Origin of the sequence: Acinetobacter sp. NIPH 2100, assembly GCF_000369805.1 — a bacterium.
Lineage (GTDB): Bacteria > Pseudomonadota > Gammaproteobacteria > Pseudomonadales > Moraxellaceae > Acinetobacter.
This window is the reverse complement of sequence record NZ_KB850224.1, coordinates 560,287-576,559: the sequence shown is the minus strand read 5'-3', so window position 1 is coordinate 576,559 and position 16,273 is coordinate 560,287. Positions and strand designations below refer to the sequence as shown.

General features: G+C 43.5%; 10 protein-coding genes, 2 tRNA genes and 3 rRNA genes. 3 read left to right on the top strand and 12 right to left on the bottom strand.

The window, feature by feature from the left end:
* Positions 1 to 21: 21 nt before the first annotated feature.
* The 8 genes from rrf to F887_RS15195 form a co-directional block, all read right to left on the bottom strand.
* A 5S ribosomal RNA gene (gene rrf / locus F887_RS15160) occupies positions 22 to 136 on the bottom strand.
* Between the two features lie 205 nt (positions 137 to 341).
* A 23S ribosomal RNA gene (locus tag F887_RS15165) occupies positions 342 to 3,234 on the bottom strand.
* 390 nt (positions 3,235 to 3,624) lie between these two features.
* Positions 3,625 to 3,700, bottom strand: a tRNA-Ala gene (locus tag F887_RS15170).
* Between the two features lie 55 nt (positions 3,701 to 3,755).
* A tRNA-Ile gene (locus F887_RS15175) sits at positions 3,756 to 3,832 on the bottom strand.
* A 59-nt stretch (positions 3,833 to 3,891) separates the two neighbouring features.
* Positions 3,892 to 5,429 (bottom strand): 16S ribosomal RNA (locus tag F887_RS15180).
* Together the 16S, 23S and 5S rRNA genes with 2 tRNA genes alongside form the textbook arrangement of a ribosomal RNA operon.
* 409 nt (positions 5,430 to 5,838) lie before the next feature.
* Positions 5,839 to 6,900, bottom strand: a complete 1,062-nt coding sequence (locus tag F887_RS15185) for a DUF6670 family protein (protein ID WP_005291653.1) — start codon at positions 6,898 to 6,900, stop codon at positions 5,839 to 5,841.
* A 16-nt stretch (positions 6,901 to 6,916) separates the two neighbouring features.
* The gene (gene pssA, locus F887_RS15190) at positions 6,917 to 7,750 is read right to left on the bottom strand and encodes a CDP-diacylglycerol--serine O-phosphatidyltransferase (protein ID WP_005291652.1); all 834 of its coding nucleotides are present in this window, start codon (positions 7,748 to 7,750) and stop codon (positions 6,917 to 6,919) included.
* 38 nt (positions 7,751 to 7,788) lie between these two features.
* A complete protein-coding gene (locus F887_RS15195) occupies positions 7,789 to 8,646 on the bottom strand; it encodes a 23S rRNA (adenine(2030)-N(6))-methyltransferase RlmJ (RefSeq protein ID WP_005291651.1) in 858 nt (285 codons plus the stop codon).
* Between the two features lie 442 nt (positions 8,647 to 9,088).
* Between F887_RS15195 and F887_RS15200 the strand changes: the two genes are divergently transcribed.
* Both F887_RS15200 and F887_RS15205 read left to right on the top strand, forming a co-directional pair.
* Positions 9,089 to 9,706 (top strand): 2OG-Fe(II) oxygenase, encoded by a 618-nt coding sequence (locus F887_RS15200; RefSeq protein WP_005291650.1) that lies wholly within the window; start codon positions 9,089 to 9,091, stop codon positions 9,704 to 9,706.
* A gap of 78 nt (positions 9,707 to 9,784) precedes the next feature.
* Positions 9,785 to 10,312 carry a hypothetical protein gene (locus tag F887_RS15205; protein ID WP_005291649.1) on the top strand — a complete coding sequence of 176 codons (528 nt, stop codon included), beginning with the start codon at positions 9,785 to 9,787 and terminating at the stop codon, positions 10,310 to 10,312.
* Positions 10,313 to 10,335: 23 nt separating this feature from the next.
* Here the strand turns inward: F887_RS15205 and F887_RS15210 are convergent, their stop codons facing one another.
* The 4 genes from F887_RS15210 to F887_RS15225 form a co-directional block, all read right to left on the bottom strand.
* Complete coding sequence (locus F887_RS15210; RefSeq protein ID WP_005291648.1) at positions 10,336 to 10,578, bottom strand: DUF2789 family protein; 243 nt, start codon at positions 10,576 to 10,578, stop codon at positions 10,336 to 10,338.
* A gap of 156 nt (positions 10,579 to 10,734) precedes the next feature.
* Positions 10,735 to 11,721 (bottom strand): malate dehydrogenase, encoded by a 987-nt coding sequence (locus F887_RS15215; RefSeq protein WP_004668635.1) that lies wholly within the window; start codon positions 11,719 to 11,721, stop codon positions 10,735 to 10,737.
* 167 nt (positions 11,722 to 11,888) lie between these two features.
* Positions 11,889 to 12,557: a ribonuclease T2 family protein gene (locus tag F887_RS15220; protein ID WP_032862737.1), complete on the bottom strand. Its 669-nt coding sequence runs from the start codon at positions 12,555 to 12,557 to the stop codon at positions 11,889 to 11,891.
* A gap of 45 nt (positions 12,558 to 12,602) precedes the next feature.
* A complete protein-coding gene (locus F887_RS15225; RefSeq protein ID WP_171067424.1) occupies positions 12,603 to 14,510 on the bottom strand; it encodes a lytic transglycosylase domain-containing protein in 1,908 nt (635 codons plus the stop codon).
* A 300-nt stretch (positions 14,511 to 14,810) separates the two neighbouring features.
* Between F887_RS15225 and miaB the strand changes: the two genes are divergently transcribed.
* Complete coding sequence (gene miaB / locus F887_RS15230) at positions 14,811 to 16,262, top strand: tRNA (N6-isopentenyl adenosine(37)-C2)-methylthiotransferase MiaB (protein ID WP_005291646.1); 1,452 nt, start codon at positions 14,811 to 14,813, stop codon at positions 16,260 to 16,262.
* The last annotated feature ends 11 nt before the right edge of the window (positions 16,263 to 16,273 follow it).

The following is a 16,273-nucleotide window of genomic DNA, read 5'->3' as shown; positions in this document are numbered from 1 at the left end:
GAGGGGGTGTTAGTATTTAAAAGCTGGCGATGACTTACTCTCACATGGCAAGTGCCACACTACCATCAGCGCTAAGAGGTTTCACTTCTGAGTTCGGGAAGGGATCAGGTGGTTCACTCTTGCTATTGTCGCCAGCAAACTGTTGTGGTGCTTTCGGGTCTTATTTGTAGTGTATTCACCACATGCCTTACTTACGATCCAAAGAGTTATTAACGGATTAGATTATTGAGTCGAAGTTTATTGCTTAGCAATCACTAAATCAAGTTCTTTGTTCAAGATCAGGTTCAACTGATCTTTTATGAATCGATTATCAGCTTTACATACAACTGCTTGGGTGTTGTATAGTCAAGCCTCACGAGCAATTAGTATTGGTCAGCTTCACACGTCACCGTGCTTCCACACCCAACCTATCAACGTCCTAGTCTCGAACGGCTCTTTAGAGGAATAAATTCCTAGGGAAATCTTATCTTGAGGTAGGCTTCCCGCTTAGATGCTTTCAGCGGTTATCCCTTCCGAACATAGCTACCCGGCGATGCGACTGGCGTCACAACCGGTACACCAGAGGTTCGTCCACTCTGGTCCTCTCGTACTAGGAGCAGATCCTCTCAAATTTCCAGCGCCCACGGTAGATAGGGACCGAACTGTCTCACGACGTTCTAAACCCAGCTCGCGTACCTCTTTAAATGGCGAACAGCCATACCCTTGGGACCTGCTTCAGCCCCAGGATGAGATGAGCCGACATCGAGGTGCCAAACACCGCCGTCGATATGAACTCTTGGGCGGTATCAGCCTGTTATCCCCAGAGTACCTTTTATCCGTTGAGCGATGGCCCTTCCATACAGAACCACCGGATCACTAAGACCTACTTTCGTACCTGCTCGACTTGTGGGTCTCGCAGTTAAGCGCGCTTTTGCCTTTATACTCTACGCGTGATTTCCGACCACGCTGAGCGCACCTTCGTACTCCTCCGTTACTCTTTAGGAGGAGACCGCCCCAGTCAAACTACCCACCAGACATGGTCCTCGCCCCGGATTACGGGGCAGAGTTAGAACCTCAACATTACCAGGGTGGTATTTCAAGGACGGCTCCATTGGAACTAGCGTTCCAACTTCAAAGCCTCCCACCTATCCTACACAAGTAAGGTCAAAGTTCAATGTCAAGCTGCAGTAAAGGTTCACGGGGTCTTTCCGTCTAGCCGCGGGTACACCGCATCTTCACGGCGAATTCGATTTCACTGAGCCTCTGCTGGAGACAGCGCCGCCATCATTATGCCATTCGTGCAGGTCGGAACTTACCCGACAAGGAATTTCGCTACCTTAGGACCGTTATAGTTACGGCCGCCGTTTACTGGGGCTTCGATCAAGAGCTTCGCTTACGCTAACCCCATCAATTAACCTTCCAGCACCGGGCAGGCATCACACCCTATACGTCCACTTTCGTGTTTGCAGAGTGCTATGTTTTTAATAAACAGTTGCAGCGGCCTGGTTTCTGTGGCTGCCAATAGCTCAGGGAGCAAGTCCCATCACCGTCAGCAGCGTACCTTCTCCCGAAGTTACGGTACCATTTTGCCTAGTTCCTTCAGCAGAGTTCTCTCAAGCGCTTTGGTCTACTCGACCTGACCACCTGTGTCGGTTTCGGGTACGATTCCTGTGTAACTGAAGCTTAGAGACTTTTCCTGGAAGCATGGTATCAGCCACTTCACTGTACAAGTACAGCTTGCTATCAGCTCTCAGCATAGAGCACCCCGGATTTGCCTAAGATGCATGCCTACTGCCTTCCACCTGGACAACCAACGCCAGGCTGACTTAACCTTCTCCGTCCTCTCATCGCATTACACAGAAGTATTGGAATATTAACCAATTTCCCATCGACTACGCCTCTCGGCCTCGCCTTAGGGGTCGACTCACCCAGCCCCGATTAACGTTGGACTGGAACCCTTGGTCTTTCAGCGAACGGGTTTTTCACCCGTTTTGTCGTTACTCACGTCAGCATTCGCACTTCTGATACCTCCAGCATACTTCTCAATACACCTTCATCGGCTTACAGAACGCTCCCCTACCACTTACGCTAATGCGTAAATCCGCAGCTTCGGCACATAGTTTTAGCCCCGTTACATCTTCCGCGCAGGCCGACTCGACTAGTGAGCTATTACGCTTTCTTTAAAGGGTGGCTGCTTCTAAGCCAACCTCCTAGCTGTCTATGCCTTCCCACATCGTTTCCCACTTAACTATGATTTTGGGGCCTTAGCTGGCGGTCTGGATTGTTTTCCTCTTGACTACGGACGTTAGCACCCGCAGTCTGTCTCCCGGATAGTACTCATTGGTATTCGGAGTTTGCATCGGTTTGGTAAGTCGGGATGACCCCCTAGCCGAAACAGTGCTCTACCCCCAATGGTATTCGTCCGAGGCGCTACCTAAATAGCTTTCGGGGAGAACCAGCTATCACCAGGCTTGATTAGCCTTTCACCCCTATCCACAAGTCATCCCCTGGCTTTTCAACGACAGTGGGTTCGGTCCTCCAGTTAGTGTTACCCAACCTTCAACCTGCTCATGGATAGATCGCCTGGTTTCGGGTCTATACCCAGCAACTAAACGCCCTATTAAGACTCGATTTCTCTACGGCTCCCCTATTCGGTTAACCTCGCTACTGAATATAAGTCGCTGACCCATTATACAAAAGGTACGCAGTCACCGAACAAGTCGGCTCCCACTGCTTGTATGCATGCGGTTTCAGGATCTATTTCACTCCCCTCACAGGGGTTCTTTTCGCCTTTCCCTCACGGTACTGGTTCACTATCGGTCAGTCAGGAGTATTTAGCCTTGGAGGATGGTCCCCCCATATTCAGACAAGGTTTCACGTGCCTCGCCCTACTCGTCATCATTGTGTGTGCCCTTTCGTGTACGGGAATATCACCCTCTACGTTCGCACTTCCCAGAGCGTTCCACTAGAACACACACAACTTAATGGGCTGCTCCCCGTTCGCTCGCCGCTACTAAGGGAATCTCAATTGATTTCTTTTCCTAAGGGTACTGAGATGTTTCACTTCCCCTCGTTCGCTTCATAAGCCTATGTATTCAGCTTATGATACCCGCCTTATAGCGGGTGGGTTCCCCCATTCAGAAATCTCCGGATCAAAGGATATTTGCCGCCTCCCCGGAGCTTATCGCAGGCTATTACGTCTTTCATCGCCTCTGACTGCCAAGGCATCCACCACATGCACTTAATTACTTGACTATACAACCCCAAACAGTCGTTAACACATACAAGTGAGTGTTATCGTTGCAAACTTAATTGCTACTATCTGTTGTCCTGTGAATTTAATCACCGTACAGCTTCAATCTAATTCATATACCAAAACGCTTGATTCAGTTAATTTGCTAGTTCTCAGATTAAATATGTTCTTAACAATTACTTGTTAAGCTTATATCTAATCGAGTTTGAACAATTTATTTCAGACTCAATTTTCTAATCTGTTAATGATTAACTACCACCTCGTCGGTGCGTAGTAAACTGTGATAAATCACAGAACTTAATAAACCAAGACCATGCGATCTTCTTGTTTACTAAATTCTATAAGCTATCTTTGGAATTTAACTTTAGTTTCTTACATTACTTCGTAATGTGTGGTGGAGACTAGGAGAGTCGAACTCCTGACCTCCTGCGTGCAAAGCAGGCGCTCTACCAACTAAGCTAAGTCCCCAGCTTATCATTTAATGAACGATATATCTTTCAATCTAAGCTACTGCAATCAGATTTGGTGGGTCTGACAAGACTTGAACTTGTGACCCCACGCTTATCAAGCGTGTGCTCTAACCAACTGAGCTACAGACCCTCAGATACATCTTCGAAGAACAACTTGTTGTGGATTCTTACCGGTCACCAATCTTTCGTTAAGGAGGTGATCCAGCCGCAGGTTCCCCTACGGCTACCTTGTTACGACTTCACCCCAGTCATCGGCCACACCGTGGTAAGCGTCCTCCTTGCGGTTAGACTACCTACTTCTGGTGCAACAAACTCCCATGGTGTGACGGGCGGTGTGTACAAGGCCCGGGAACGTATTCACCGCGGCATTCTGATCCGCGATTACTAGCGATTCCGACTTCATGGAGTCGAGTTGCAGACTCCAATCCGGACTACGATCGGCTTTTTGAGATTAGCATCCTATCGCTAGGTAGCAACCCTTTGTACCGACCATTGTAGCACGTGTGTAGCCCTGGCCGTAAGGGCCATGATGACTTGACGTCGTCCCCGCCTTCCTCCAGTTTGTCACTGGCAGTATCCTTAAAGTTCCCGACATTACTCGCTGGCAAATAAGGAAAAGGGTTGCGCTCGTTGCGGGACTTAACCCAACATCTCACGACACGAGCTGACGACAGCCATGCAGCACCTGTATCTAGATTCCCGAAGGCACCAATCCATCTCTGGAAAGTTTCTAGTATGTCAAGGCCAGGTAAGGTTCTTCGCGTTGCATCGAATTAAACCACATGCTCCACCGCTTGTGCGGGCCCCCGTCAATTCATTTGAGTTTTAGTCTTGCGACCGTACTCCCCAGGCGGTCTACTTATCGCGTTAGCTGCGCCACTAAAGCCTCAAAGGCCCCAACGGCTAGTAGACATCGTTTACGGCATGGACTACCAGGGTATCTAATCCTGTTTGCTCCCCATGCTTTCGTACCTCAGCGTCAGTATTAGGCCAGATGGCTGCCTTCGCCATCGGTATTCCTCCAGATCTCTACGCATTTCACCGCTACACCTGGAATTCTACCATCCTCTCCCATACTCTAGCTGACCAGTATCGAATGCAATTCCTAAGTTAAGCTCAGGGATTTCACATCCGACTTAATCAGCCGCCTACGCACGCTTTACGCCCAGTAAATCCGATTAACGCTCGCACCCTCTGTATTACCGCGGCTGCTGGCACAGAGTTAGCCGGTGCTTATTCTGCGAGTAACGTCCACTATCCTAGAGTATTAATCTAGGTAGCCTCCTCCTCGCTTAAAGTGCTTTACAACCAAAAGGCCTTCTTCACACACGCGGCATGGCTGGATCAGGCTTCCGCCCATTGTCCAATATTCCCCACTGCTGCCTCCCGTAGGAGTCTGGGCCGTGTCTCAGTCCCAGTGTGGCGGATCATCCTCTCAGACCCGCTACAGATCGTCGCCTTGGTAGGCCTTTACCCCACCAACTAGCTAATCCGACTTAGGCTCATCATTTAGCGCAAGGTCCGAAGATCCCCTGCTTTCTCCCGTAGGACGTATGCGGTATTAGCATTCCTTTCGGAATGTTGTCCCCCACTAAATGGCAGATTCCTAAGCATTACTCACCCGTCCGCCGCTAAGTGATAGTGCAAGCACCATCACTCCGCTCGACTTGCATGTGTTAAGCCTGCCGCCAGCGTTCAATCTGAGCCATGATCAAACTCTTCAGTTTAAAATCATTAGTAGCTTATGGCTACAAATCTTGGCTCATCAATTTTCTGACTAAAAATTCGCTCAAATAAACTTCGAGAAATTTCTACCATTCAATCAATGAAATATTTTCGATTGATCAACCAGTAAAAATCCACACAAGTTGTTCTTCTATTCTCTTAATGATCTTCTCGATGATTCGTCATCATCAAGCTAGGTCGGCTATATTACTCTAAATTTCTTTAAAGTCAACAGGTAATTTAGATATTTTCAAAACTTATTCTCAAACCCAAAAATTTAACCCTTAAGCCAAATCCTTGTTTCTCAACAAGTTTTTATCTGCATCACCGCCGATGGATGTGCATTCTACAGCATTTCCAACCAGACACAACCCCATTTTTCAAATAATCTTAAATTATTAATCCAAGCGACTATTTTTTACACAAATAAGGCTGAAAATGTGGTATTTGGTCCATTATTTGTTCAGTTTTACTTTTTTCTTGCCAATGAAGAGGTCGACAGTCGATATATTCACAATATCCAGAACCCTCATAGCTCTGGTTATTCCATAATAGCTGGTAGTTAAAACTCCCCACGTAACCTGCGGCTAAGCCAAATTTATAGTCACCGCGGCTTTGCGCCTGTAATTGGAAAACAACCTCATCATTTTCTTGATATTGCCAAACAAATGCCCGTGGCAAATACATTTCACGTCCATTAGGTGTCTGTACTTTCGGGTAAACACGGGTAACATCCAAAATTACTTGATGATCATAAAGAATCGATTGCTGTTCATTTGACTGAATTTCGATTCTAGAAAAAATAATGTTATTCCATTGATTTCTAAGTTCAGACAAAATGATCTGAAAGTCCGCATTAACCTGAATGATTTGATAAGTAAAAAAATGAAAAGCGATAAAAGGTAAATAGATGGCTCTGGCGTGTTTGAGTATCCCTTGCGCCTCGATTTGATATTTTTGTTTTTTATAAATGATTTCGCCTTCGCATTGGCAGCGAACATACCAATAATCCCCAACACCCCATTGTAAGGCTGAATGATTTTCTATTTCAGTCCCAATATTCACTTTGAGTTGGCAACTGAGTTCCTCATCATCACGCTTAAAATAATAGTTTGGGAAATCAACCTGGATCTGATCTATATCTAAAAACTGATAGCGGTCTTGCTCTAATTGACACTGCTCTTTGGCACTATAACTTTTGAGATGCCCGGTAGTTGAAACACTACTCCCTACCAAAACTGTCGCAGTATCAATTGCCGTCGTAGCAATAGCACTGGCGTTATAGCAAATAGGGATACGAGGTTGCCCAATCAGGCTGATGAAATTTAAATAATGAAAAGGTTCAGGCAAATTCGGCAGGATCAACGCCTGGTAAACAATTTTAAATAGACCTTTAGGTGGATGAAAAGTTAAAGCATCTGACTTATTGAGGTTCAGCTGCTTTAATTGATTGTTATTCATCAATATTGGCATACTGAACCTCCGTATTTTAAGTTGTTATTTTTGCATCATTCTTTTTGGCAAATAATGTCGTCACAAATCCTGAAAGTACATAGAGGATACAGACAATTAAGATCCCTACAGGAATGTTGTACGTGATTGCAGCAAAAATCAAGACTACAGGTAACATCACGACAAAAGGTACACGTTTGCGATCCATTTGTTTAAATGAATAGTATTTGATGTTGGAAATCATCAATAAACCAACCGCAACCATGACCACTGAATTGATCACTTGAATCACAATATCTTTTAAATCAAAGATAAATGGATAATCACGACCGACCCATACCAAGGAAATGACCGTCACCGCAGCGAGTGGGCTGGCAATACCAATAAAATAACGCTTATCCACAACACCAATTTGCACATTAAAACGTGCTAAACGGAAAGCTGCACAAGCGGTATAGATAAAACAACATGCCAAGCCAATACGACCCAAATCATGCAAACTCCAGCTATACATCAAGATTGCAGGCGCGACACCAAAAGCCAATAAGTCAGAAAGCGAATCGTATTGCTCACCAAATGCACTTTGTGCACCAATTGCACGTGCAACTCGCCCATCCAAACCATCAAGCAATGCCGCCAAGAAAATGGCATAAATCGCTTGATTAAAGTTGCCATTCATACTGGCAATAATGGAATAAAAACCAGAAAGAAGTGCAGCAGTTGTAATCAGGTTAGGCCACAAATAGATACCACGGCGTTTCACTTTTTGTCCTTCGTGCGTGTGTTCTTCTTCTTCTACTTCAAAAGTGATCCCGTCAAAAGAATGATCATCTTTATTTAAATCAGAATCAGGTTTAAGAGAATTTGTCATTATTTTCAATTCCTCGAGAATAGTTTGACATTGATGGGTTATTCACCCACCAACCAACGCACAGCAGCATGTCCACCATTTTCACTCATGCGTAAATGTGGAAATAACCATTGTAATGCTTGATCTGCATCTTCTGAGAATTTCCAAGGTGGGTTAATCACCAATAAACCACAACCATTCAATCCCATTGGCGTGTCATCGGGCCATACACAAATTTCACAGATGAGCTGACGACGAATACCCGTTTTAAACATTTTCTTTTCAAAACGTTCAATCATGGCGCGGTCTTTAATCGGATACCAAACGGCAAACACGCCTGTTGGCCATTTTTTATGGGCGGCTTGGAGTATTTCAACCAATTGCGGGAAATCTTTACGCTCAATTTCGTAAGGTGGATCAATCATGACCAATCCGCGCTTTTCTTTAGGTGGAATTACCCCCATCAGGCCTTCGTAAAAATCACGCTCATGCAGACCCGCACGTTTATCACGGATATTAAAATACAATTGTTGAAATACATCACGCTGCATTTCAAATATAGTCGCTTTATCAATATCACGCATGCCTTCAAGCGCAAACCAAGGTGAACCTGGATAAGCACCTTTACCAGAACCTGCACGCATATCTTCAACGATTTTAAGATATTGTTTTACACCTTCAGGTGCATTACGCTTAATCGAGTCGTCAAGCTTGACCAAACGATGGATACCCGTTAAGAATTCACCTGATTTTTGTGCTTCAGAAGTCGATAAATCATATTTACCTGCACCACCATGGGTATCTATATATCGATAAGGTTTATCTTTAGCATTTAAACGAGCGAGCAGTTGAAGCAAAAGTACATGCTTCATAACATCGGCAAAGTTACCCGCATGGAAATGGTGACGGTAATTCATGTTGACAATTATTCCTCAATTCAGCAGGTAGTTTAACATGAAAATAGGGGCCGATGACATTTCACCTTGCGAGCTCTAGCTCTCATTGCGACTGTTGACATTTTTTAGCTGATACAAGGCATGCTTTTCGAAATTTAGCATTCTAAATGAGAAAAGCATAACGCCGAAGCAGCAAAAAATGTCGTAGTCCTTGAGCTTCGCCTTGCGCTGCAACCAAAGCAATGCTTTGCTTTTGCTCAGGGTTATAGCTAAAACTACCCTAAACTTCGTTATGAAACTTGACAAGGGAATCGCCATTGCCTACGTTCCATGCCTCGTTTATGCCGTTTTAGCTTATAACGCAAGGCATGGTTAAAATATCAACGCCCCCTCAACTATTCTTTAGCCTTGATGTGATCGACTAAAATTGCACTGTAATCAAACCAATGTTCAATGGAGCGCTATGCAACAACCCTCTCAATCTTTAAATCTCCAATCATGGAATTTAGATAAAATTCTGGACGATTTAAATGAATTTGGCTTTGCTCTGATTGATGATGTCTATTCTATTGAGTATGTCCAATCACTGGTGCAGGAATGTAGCTCGCATTTGGCTGAGTTTAGAGCCGCAGGTGTGCAAAATGGTGTCGTCAGCCATATTCGTAGTGATCATATTTTATGGATTGATGGGCAACTGCCGATTGCACAACGACATATTCAAGCTTTGGAATACTTATCTCAGACCTTAAACCAAGCGTTTTATCTTGGGATAAAAGAAGTTGAAGCACATTTTGCCTGCTATAACGCAGGTGAATTTTATGCCTTGCACCGTGATAACCCTCAACAGAAAAATGATCGGATCATATCAACCGTTTTCTATCTACATGAGCACTGGCAAGAAGATTGGGGGGGCCAATTACGCTTACAAGACAAAAATAATCAATGGCATATCATCCAGCCTTTGTCGAACCGTCTCGCCATCTTTCAAAGTGATTTAATGCATGAGGTTCTTCTGTCAAAGCAACAGCGTTTATCCATTACCGCGTGGTTACGTGGCGGGAACTCGATCTGGAATAACTAGGCTCTATTTACTTTCCAGCCTTTAAATTCGTAAAAACAACCTTATATATCACGCATAACTGACGATTTTGGATCAATAATGTCGAATGAAACTCAACAAGTGATTGCTCGAATTGGTGAAACAGACCAACTCTATTTAGACAGCAATACCCCCGAACTTGCTTTAGAACGTGCTGACCTACGTTTGCAATTGGTGGTACTGAGCCATATTCGTCAGGAACAATTGCATTTCTTACAAGAAGCAATCGTACTGCTTGAACAAGCTCGTGTTGAATATGATGAAATGCCATTAAGCTTGTATTTGAATTTGTCTTTATGTTTAGCCAAAGCCTATATGATTTACTTTGAGCTCACTAAAGAGCAGCGTTTTGCTTTAATTACACAGCAAATTCTTAAACCTTTAGCATATACAGAACACTTAGAGATTTATTTCTTCTTGGCTTACGCTTCAGCTGCTAAGCAAGAACTAGCATTAACACGGCATTGGCTAACGAAATACGTATCTTGCTTGGATCATGATTTAGAGTTATTACAACTGCATCCTACTTTTAACTCTGTACGCCAAGAAGATTGGTTTAAAGCATTGATTCACAAAAAAGCTCACTGATGTGAGCTTTCTTTATCGCTTCATTACTTTGTACTGTCGAGATGTAATTGCTGATTAAGCTCATCGATCACAATGGCCCACTCATCATCTTTATCCCAATGACTTTTTAGAAAATCTCGCTGTCCCGCACTCCAAAACTCAGCTTCATGTAATTTTTGATCGGCAGGTAACTGATGGGCTTTGACAAAACTTTCAATTGCAGCATCATCAGCCCCAAGCCCGAGTTGCTCAAATAAAAGTTCCAGTGTCGGTTGCTGTTCAAACATTGTTATTCTCCAAATCATCTCTCTTATAAAAATAATTTAACAGTAAATACCATTATCATGCAGATGTATGTCTATATTTTCTTGTTGTTTTTTGTTCGTTATCTCATAAAAAAAGCACTCTCTAGGAGAGTGCTTTCAATTTATCAAAAAGATAAATTATTTTAACATGTCAGCAATCGCTGCACGCTCATCTTCAAGTTCTTGAAGCGTGATGTTCATGCGCTCACGGCTGAATTCATCAATTTCAAGACCTTCAACACGTGTGTATTCGCCATTTTCACAAGTCACTGGCACACCGTACATTACGCCTTCTGGAATACCATAAGAACCGTCAGATGGGATACCCATAGTTACCCATTTGCCGTTTGTACCCAACGCCCAGTCACGCATATGGTCGATTGCAGCATTCGCAGCTGAAGCAGCTGAAGACAAACCACGCGCTTCGATGATCGCAGCACCACGTTTACCAACAGTTGGAAGGAACGTATCTTTGTTCCATTCTGCATCGTTGATTTTGTCTTTTAAGCTTTCGCCATTTGCAGTTGCAAAACGGTAGTCAGCATACATTGTTGGAGAGTGGTTACCCCAAACCGTTAATTTCTCGATATCAGAAACTGCAACACCCGCTTTTTGAGCAATTTGAGTTAACGCACGGTTGTGGTCAAGACGTAACATTGCTGTAAAGTTTTTCGCTGGAAGATCTGGCGCAGATTTCATTGCGATATAGGCATTGGTATTTGCAGGGTTTCCTACAACCAATACTTTAACATCACGGCTAGCAACTTCGTTAAGTGCTTGGCCTTGACCAATGAAAATTTCACCGTTGACTTTCAACAAGTCAGCACGTTCCATACCAGGACCACGTGGACGTGAACCTACCAACAATGCATAGTCAGCATCTTTAAATGCAACTTTAGGATCATCAGTCCCGATCATACCTGCCAATAATGGGAAAGCACAGTCGTCAAGTTCCATCATTACGCCTTTAAGCGCTTGTTGAGCTTTCTCAAAAGGAACTTCAAGCAATTGTAAAATTACTGGTTGATCTTTACCGAGCATTTCACCGCTTGCGATACGGAATAATAAGCTATAACCAATTTGACCAGCAGCGCCTGTAACGGCTACACGAACGGGTTGCTTCATGTGATATTCTCCAATGAGATGCGTTTGCACGATTGAACGCTATTATTATTCAATCGAATTATCATAAACGGCAAAGATTGTACTCTAAAGCGAATACAGATGCATGTAAAAGAGAATGAATTTCAACAAAAGTCTAATAGAAAATACAAATCAAACTAGGTAAATCTCTAATAACTTCCTTTAATTGTAAACTCACTTGGGCAGCCCGTCACAATATGGCTTGCACATTGTTTATATTGACCATTTTTCTGATAACAGACGCGAATTTCAGTTAAAACCGTATCAAATCTTGATGACTGGCAAGTAAAGCGAATCCCGTTGGGCGGTAAAGATGGATTGAGCTTGGTAAATTGCTGTCTCAAATTTTCTTTTTGAACTTCAATCGTATTTGGACTGGTCAAATCGGCTGGTATTTTCAAACGCTCAGCGAAGTTAATCACTGTTCTAAAATATTGACTGGCATTCATGGGCATACATCCACCGACATCCTGCCACAGTTGCACACGTGCATTTTCATCAGGCATTACCCGCGCAACCACTTTGGCTTGTAATGGTGAGAGTTTGGCAGAGGTTTTGGTTGAACAATCCCGATTTAAAGGCACTTCAGGCAATAAGCTTGCAATGGTCAGTGAGTAACCTTCCAAACATTTACGTTGTTTTTGTCGTGATGAATCAAAGGCACACGCTGCTGGTGTCATTTGTACATGCATGACATATCCCGCCACATCTTGATCACTTGCAGCATGTAAGGGTGCAGTAAAAGACAAGACCGAATAACAGATCAACACCTGTAGAGATCTCATCAACTGCCCTTTGAGTAATTGGACGGGTTTCATCAAATGCAAAAACTTCATTGTTTCACTTAAACATCTTGCTGTGTCTTAAGGCCCACTGCGTACAGGAATCGTGCTCATTCGTTTTTCTAACGACTGCGCCCCTTGCCCTAATACCACACCATAATGCGTGGCATTGGTCATGACATGTTTTACATAGTCACGTGTTTCCAGTAACGGAATGGTTTCAGTGTATTGATCCGCTGCCATGGTCTGAACATCAGGCTGCCAACGGCGCGCACGATTCGGACCAGCGTTATAACCCGCAGTTGCCAATACAGAACTACCGCTCAATTGACTTTGGATCATTGAAAGGTAATAAGTCCCGTAACGAATATTGGTATTCATTTCACTTAATGCCGCAGGGTTATAAGTTTCACCCATTTGTCGTGCAATCAGTTTTGCTGTATTTGGCATGATCTGCATTAAGCCACCCGCCCCAACATGTGAACGTGCAGAAGTCACAAAACGGCTTTCTTGGCGCATTAAACCATACGCCCAAGCAGGATCAATACCAGCATTGTAACTATGGCTGGTTACATTGCTACGATGTGGTGTCGCATAACGGTAAGTATCATTATGGCGAGATGTGGTACGGTCCGCGGCATAAATAGCGCGATCATACCAACCTACATCATGGGCACGTTTTGCTGCTGCGAGAAGCAGACCATCGTCGTGTTGTAAATATGCTTGGCGAACTGCCCAGTTCCACTCACGATTAGTATAGTTGGCTGGGGCATTGACATCTCTTAATGCAAAAGCACGTCTAAAATGAATATTTTGATTGAGGCGCTGTGTATCTTGGGCACTTGGTTGTTCATTATAAGGCTGATGATTATAGCGTTCGCCTAAACGATCTTTGGCGAGCAGGTTGTGATAGTCATCACCACTTTGTGCAAGCTTGCGATAAATCTGCTGTGCTGCTTGTTTTGACCCGCTATCCGAACGTTGCTCCGATGCACGTGCTAACCAATACTGCCAACGATCTTCCTGTTTTTGGGTCACAGACATCGCATCAATGGCACGAACTAAACTTTCCCAAGCACCAAAACGAATCGCCTGACGGGCATAAATCTCTGCTTCTTCTGGACTCAATGGGTAACCATAGCTTTGATCAAAAGCATTTAAGACTTCACGATTAAAACCATTCTTCATCACGGTGGTACCACCCACATAACCAATGGTACGGTACAAATATTTCTGTACAGGTTGTGGCGTATCTTGTGCAACTCGCTGGATATTACCCAATGCATTGGTTAAATCGCTATCTGCAACACGCCCTAATGCAAAAATCAAATAAGCATAATCCGCATCATTTGCTTTTGGCGCACTCCACAAATACCCTAATGGATTGGCTTGAATTTGATTGAACTGCGCTAAAGAAAGGTTCAAACCCATGGTTTGAGCTGTCGCAATTGCGGGTCCAGATTGACCTGCACGGAGTTGCCCCCATAATCTTTGCTGGCGATCTTGAGCAGTCAGCAGTGGACTAGACAACATCAAACGGCCTAAACCATTACATGATTCAGGCTGAGAATTGGTGGTGAGCCAAATATCTTTATATTCGGCAAAAACCAGACTATCGCCTGTTTTTGCGCGTACCTGTGCCACAGCACAGCTTTCTTCTTGATCTGGATTGGTCACATAACTGAGGACAGGTTTCGCATCCGCGAAGCTACCCAGTTTTACTTTTTCTTCAACAAAATCGGCAGCCAGTTTTTCTGCCATCGCAGATTGAGGGTAGCGTTGTGCAAAACTAATAATTGAGGATGCAGGTTGAAATCCCAGATTGGTATTCAATTTCCAATACTCAGGATAATAACCCAGTGCATCATTTTGCATTTCAAATTGGTATTGATCGAGCAAAGCAGTATTACTTGCATTGGCAGCGCGCAACGCGTCATTAAATTGTTCATCTAAAGCATAGACAGCGGAGCAAGCAATCATGCCGCCCATTGCGATAAAACAACGGAGGCTGTTCTTGTTATTCAATTTATGACTTTCGGTTGTTCTAAAATCACGCTGCTTTTTCATCTTCATCAATATATATGCCCAATTTCGCCCTGCCATTATAGTGTAATAAGTCTAGCCTTCTACTATTGTTGTGTTATGTAAATTACTGATTCATATTCATTAAAATTCACGCAATTTTATTCACAAACTGTCCATTTTTGTCAGTTTTTTATTCTCTGCGTTCAGTCTAAAATACTGCTATAATCCGCCGTTTATTTAAATCCACCTTGTTTAGGAGCCTGCATGACGGTTCAAACATTCATTCCCAGTGCTGTAAAAGCTGCTTCAGAAAACACTGTTACCCAGCCAATGCACACCGCTGATGTTTCGATCAAGAAATTGTTTATTGAAACTCAAGGGTGTCAGATGAATGAGTATGACAGTCATCGTATGGCAGATTTGTTAGGTGATTCACACGGCTATGTGCTCACTGACAATCCGAATGAAGCAGATATCCTGCTCATGAATACCTGTTCAATTCGTGAAAAAGCACAAGAAAAAGTATTTAGTGGTTTAGGCCGCTGGCGCAAGCTTAAAGAAAAAAATCCTGATCTAGTGATTGGTGTAGGTGGTTGTGTCGCTTCTCAGGAAGGTGACAACATCCAAAAACGTGCACCTTATGTCGATATGGTATTTGGTCCGCAAACCTTGCACCGTTTGCCACAAATGTTAGATCAGCATAATGAGCAAGTGGAAAAGCCAAAGAAAGAAAAAATCAAATTGGTTGATATTTCTTTCCCAGATATCGAAAAGTTTGACTTTTTGCCAGAACCACGTGTGGAAGGCTTTAAAGCATTTGTTTCAATTATGGAAGGCTGCTCTAAATACTGTTCATTCTGTGTGGTTCCGTATACCCGTGGTGAGGAAGTCTCTCGTCCATTGGATGATGTATTGGCAGAAATTGCTGGCTTGGCTGAAAAAGGCGTACGTGAAATCAGCTTACTCGGTCAAAATGTGAATGGCTATCGTGGTGAAACCTTTGAAGGTGAGATTTGTACCTTCCCTGAGTTACTCCGTTTAGTCGCAGAAATCCCAGGCATCGGTCGTTTACGCTATACCACCTCTCACCCGCTTGAATTCTCTGAAGATTTAATTCAATGCTATCGTGATTTACCGCAAATGGTTTCGCATTTACATCTACCAGTACAAAGTGGCTCAAACGATGTATTGCAAGCTATGAAACGTAACCACACTATTGATGTGTACATCGATAAAATTGCTAAATTGCGTAAAGTTCGCCCAGATATGCATTTATCCAGCGACTTCATTATTGGTTTCCCTGGTGAAACCGATGCGCATTTTGCTGAAACACTGCAATTCATTAAAGATTTGGATTTCGATCATTCTTACAGTTTTGTTTACTCAAAACGTCCAGGTACGCCTGCTTCTGATTTACCAGATAGTACACCTGAACAAGTGAAAAAAGATCGTTTAGCACAAGTTCAACAAGTGATTAAACAATCAAGTATTGATAAAACTGATGCAATGCTGGGCAAAATCGAGCGTGTTCTGATTGAAAAAGTATCGGATAAAAATCCAAATGTTTTAATGGGTACAGCCGACAATACACGTTTAGTTACTTTTATTGGTGATGCCACGTGGATTGGGCGTTTCGCAGAGATTGAGATCACCGAAATTAAAACTTTAAATTTAGTTTATGGTGAACTCTTGAATCTTGAACCTGACGTGGCGTAATGTAAGGGGTA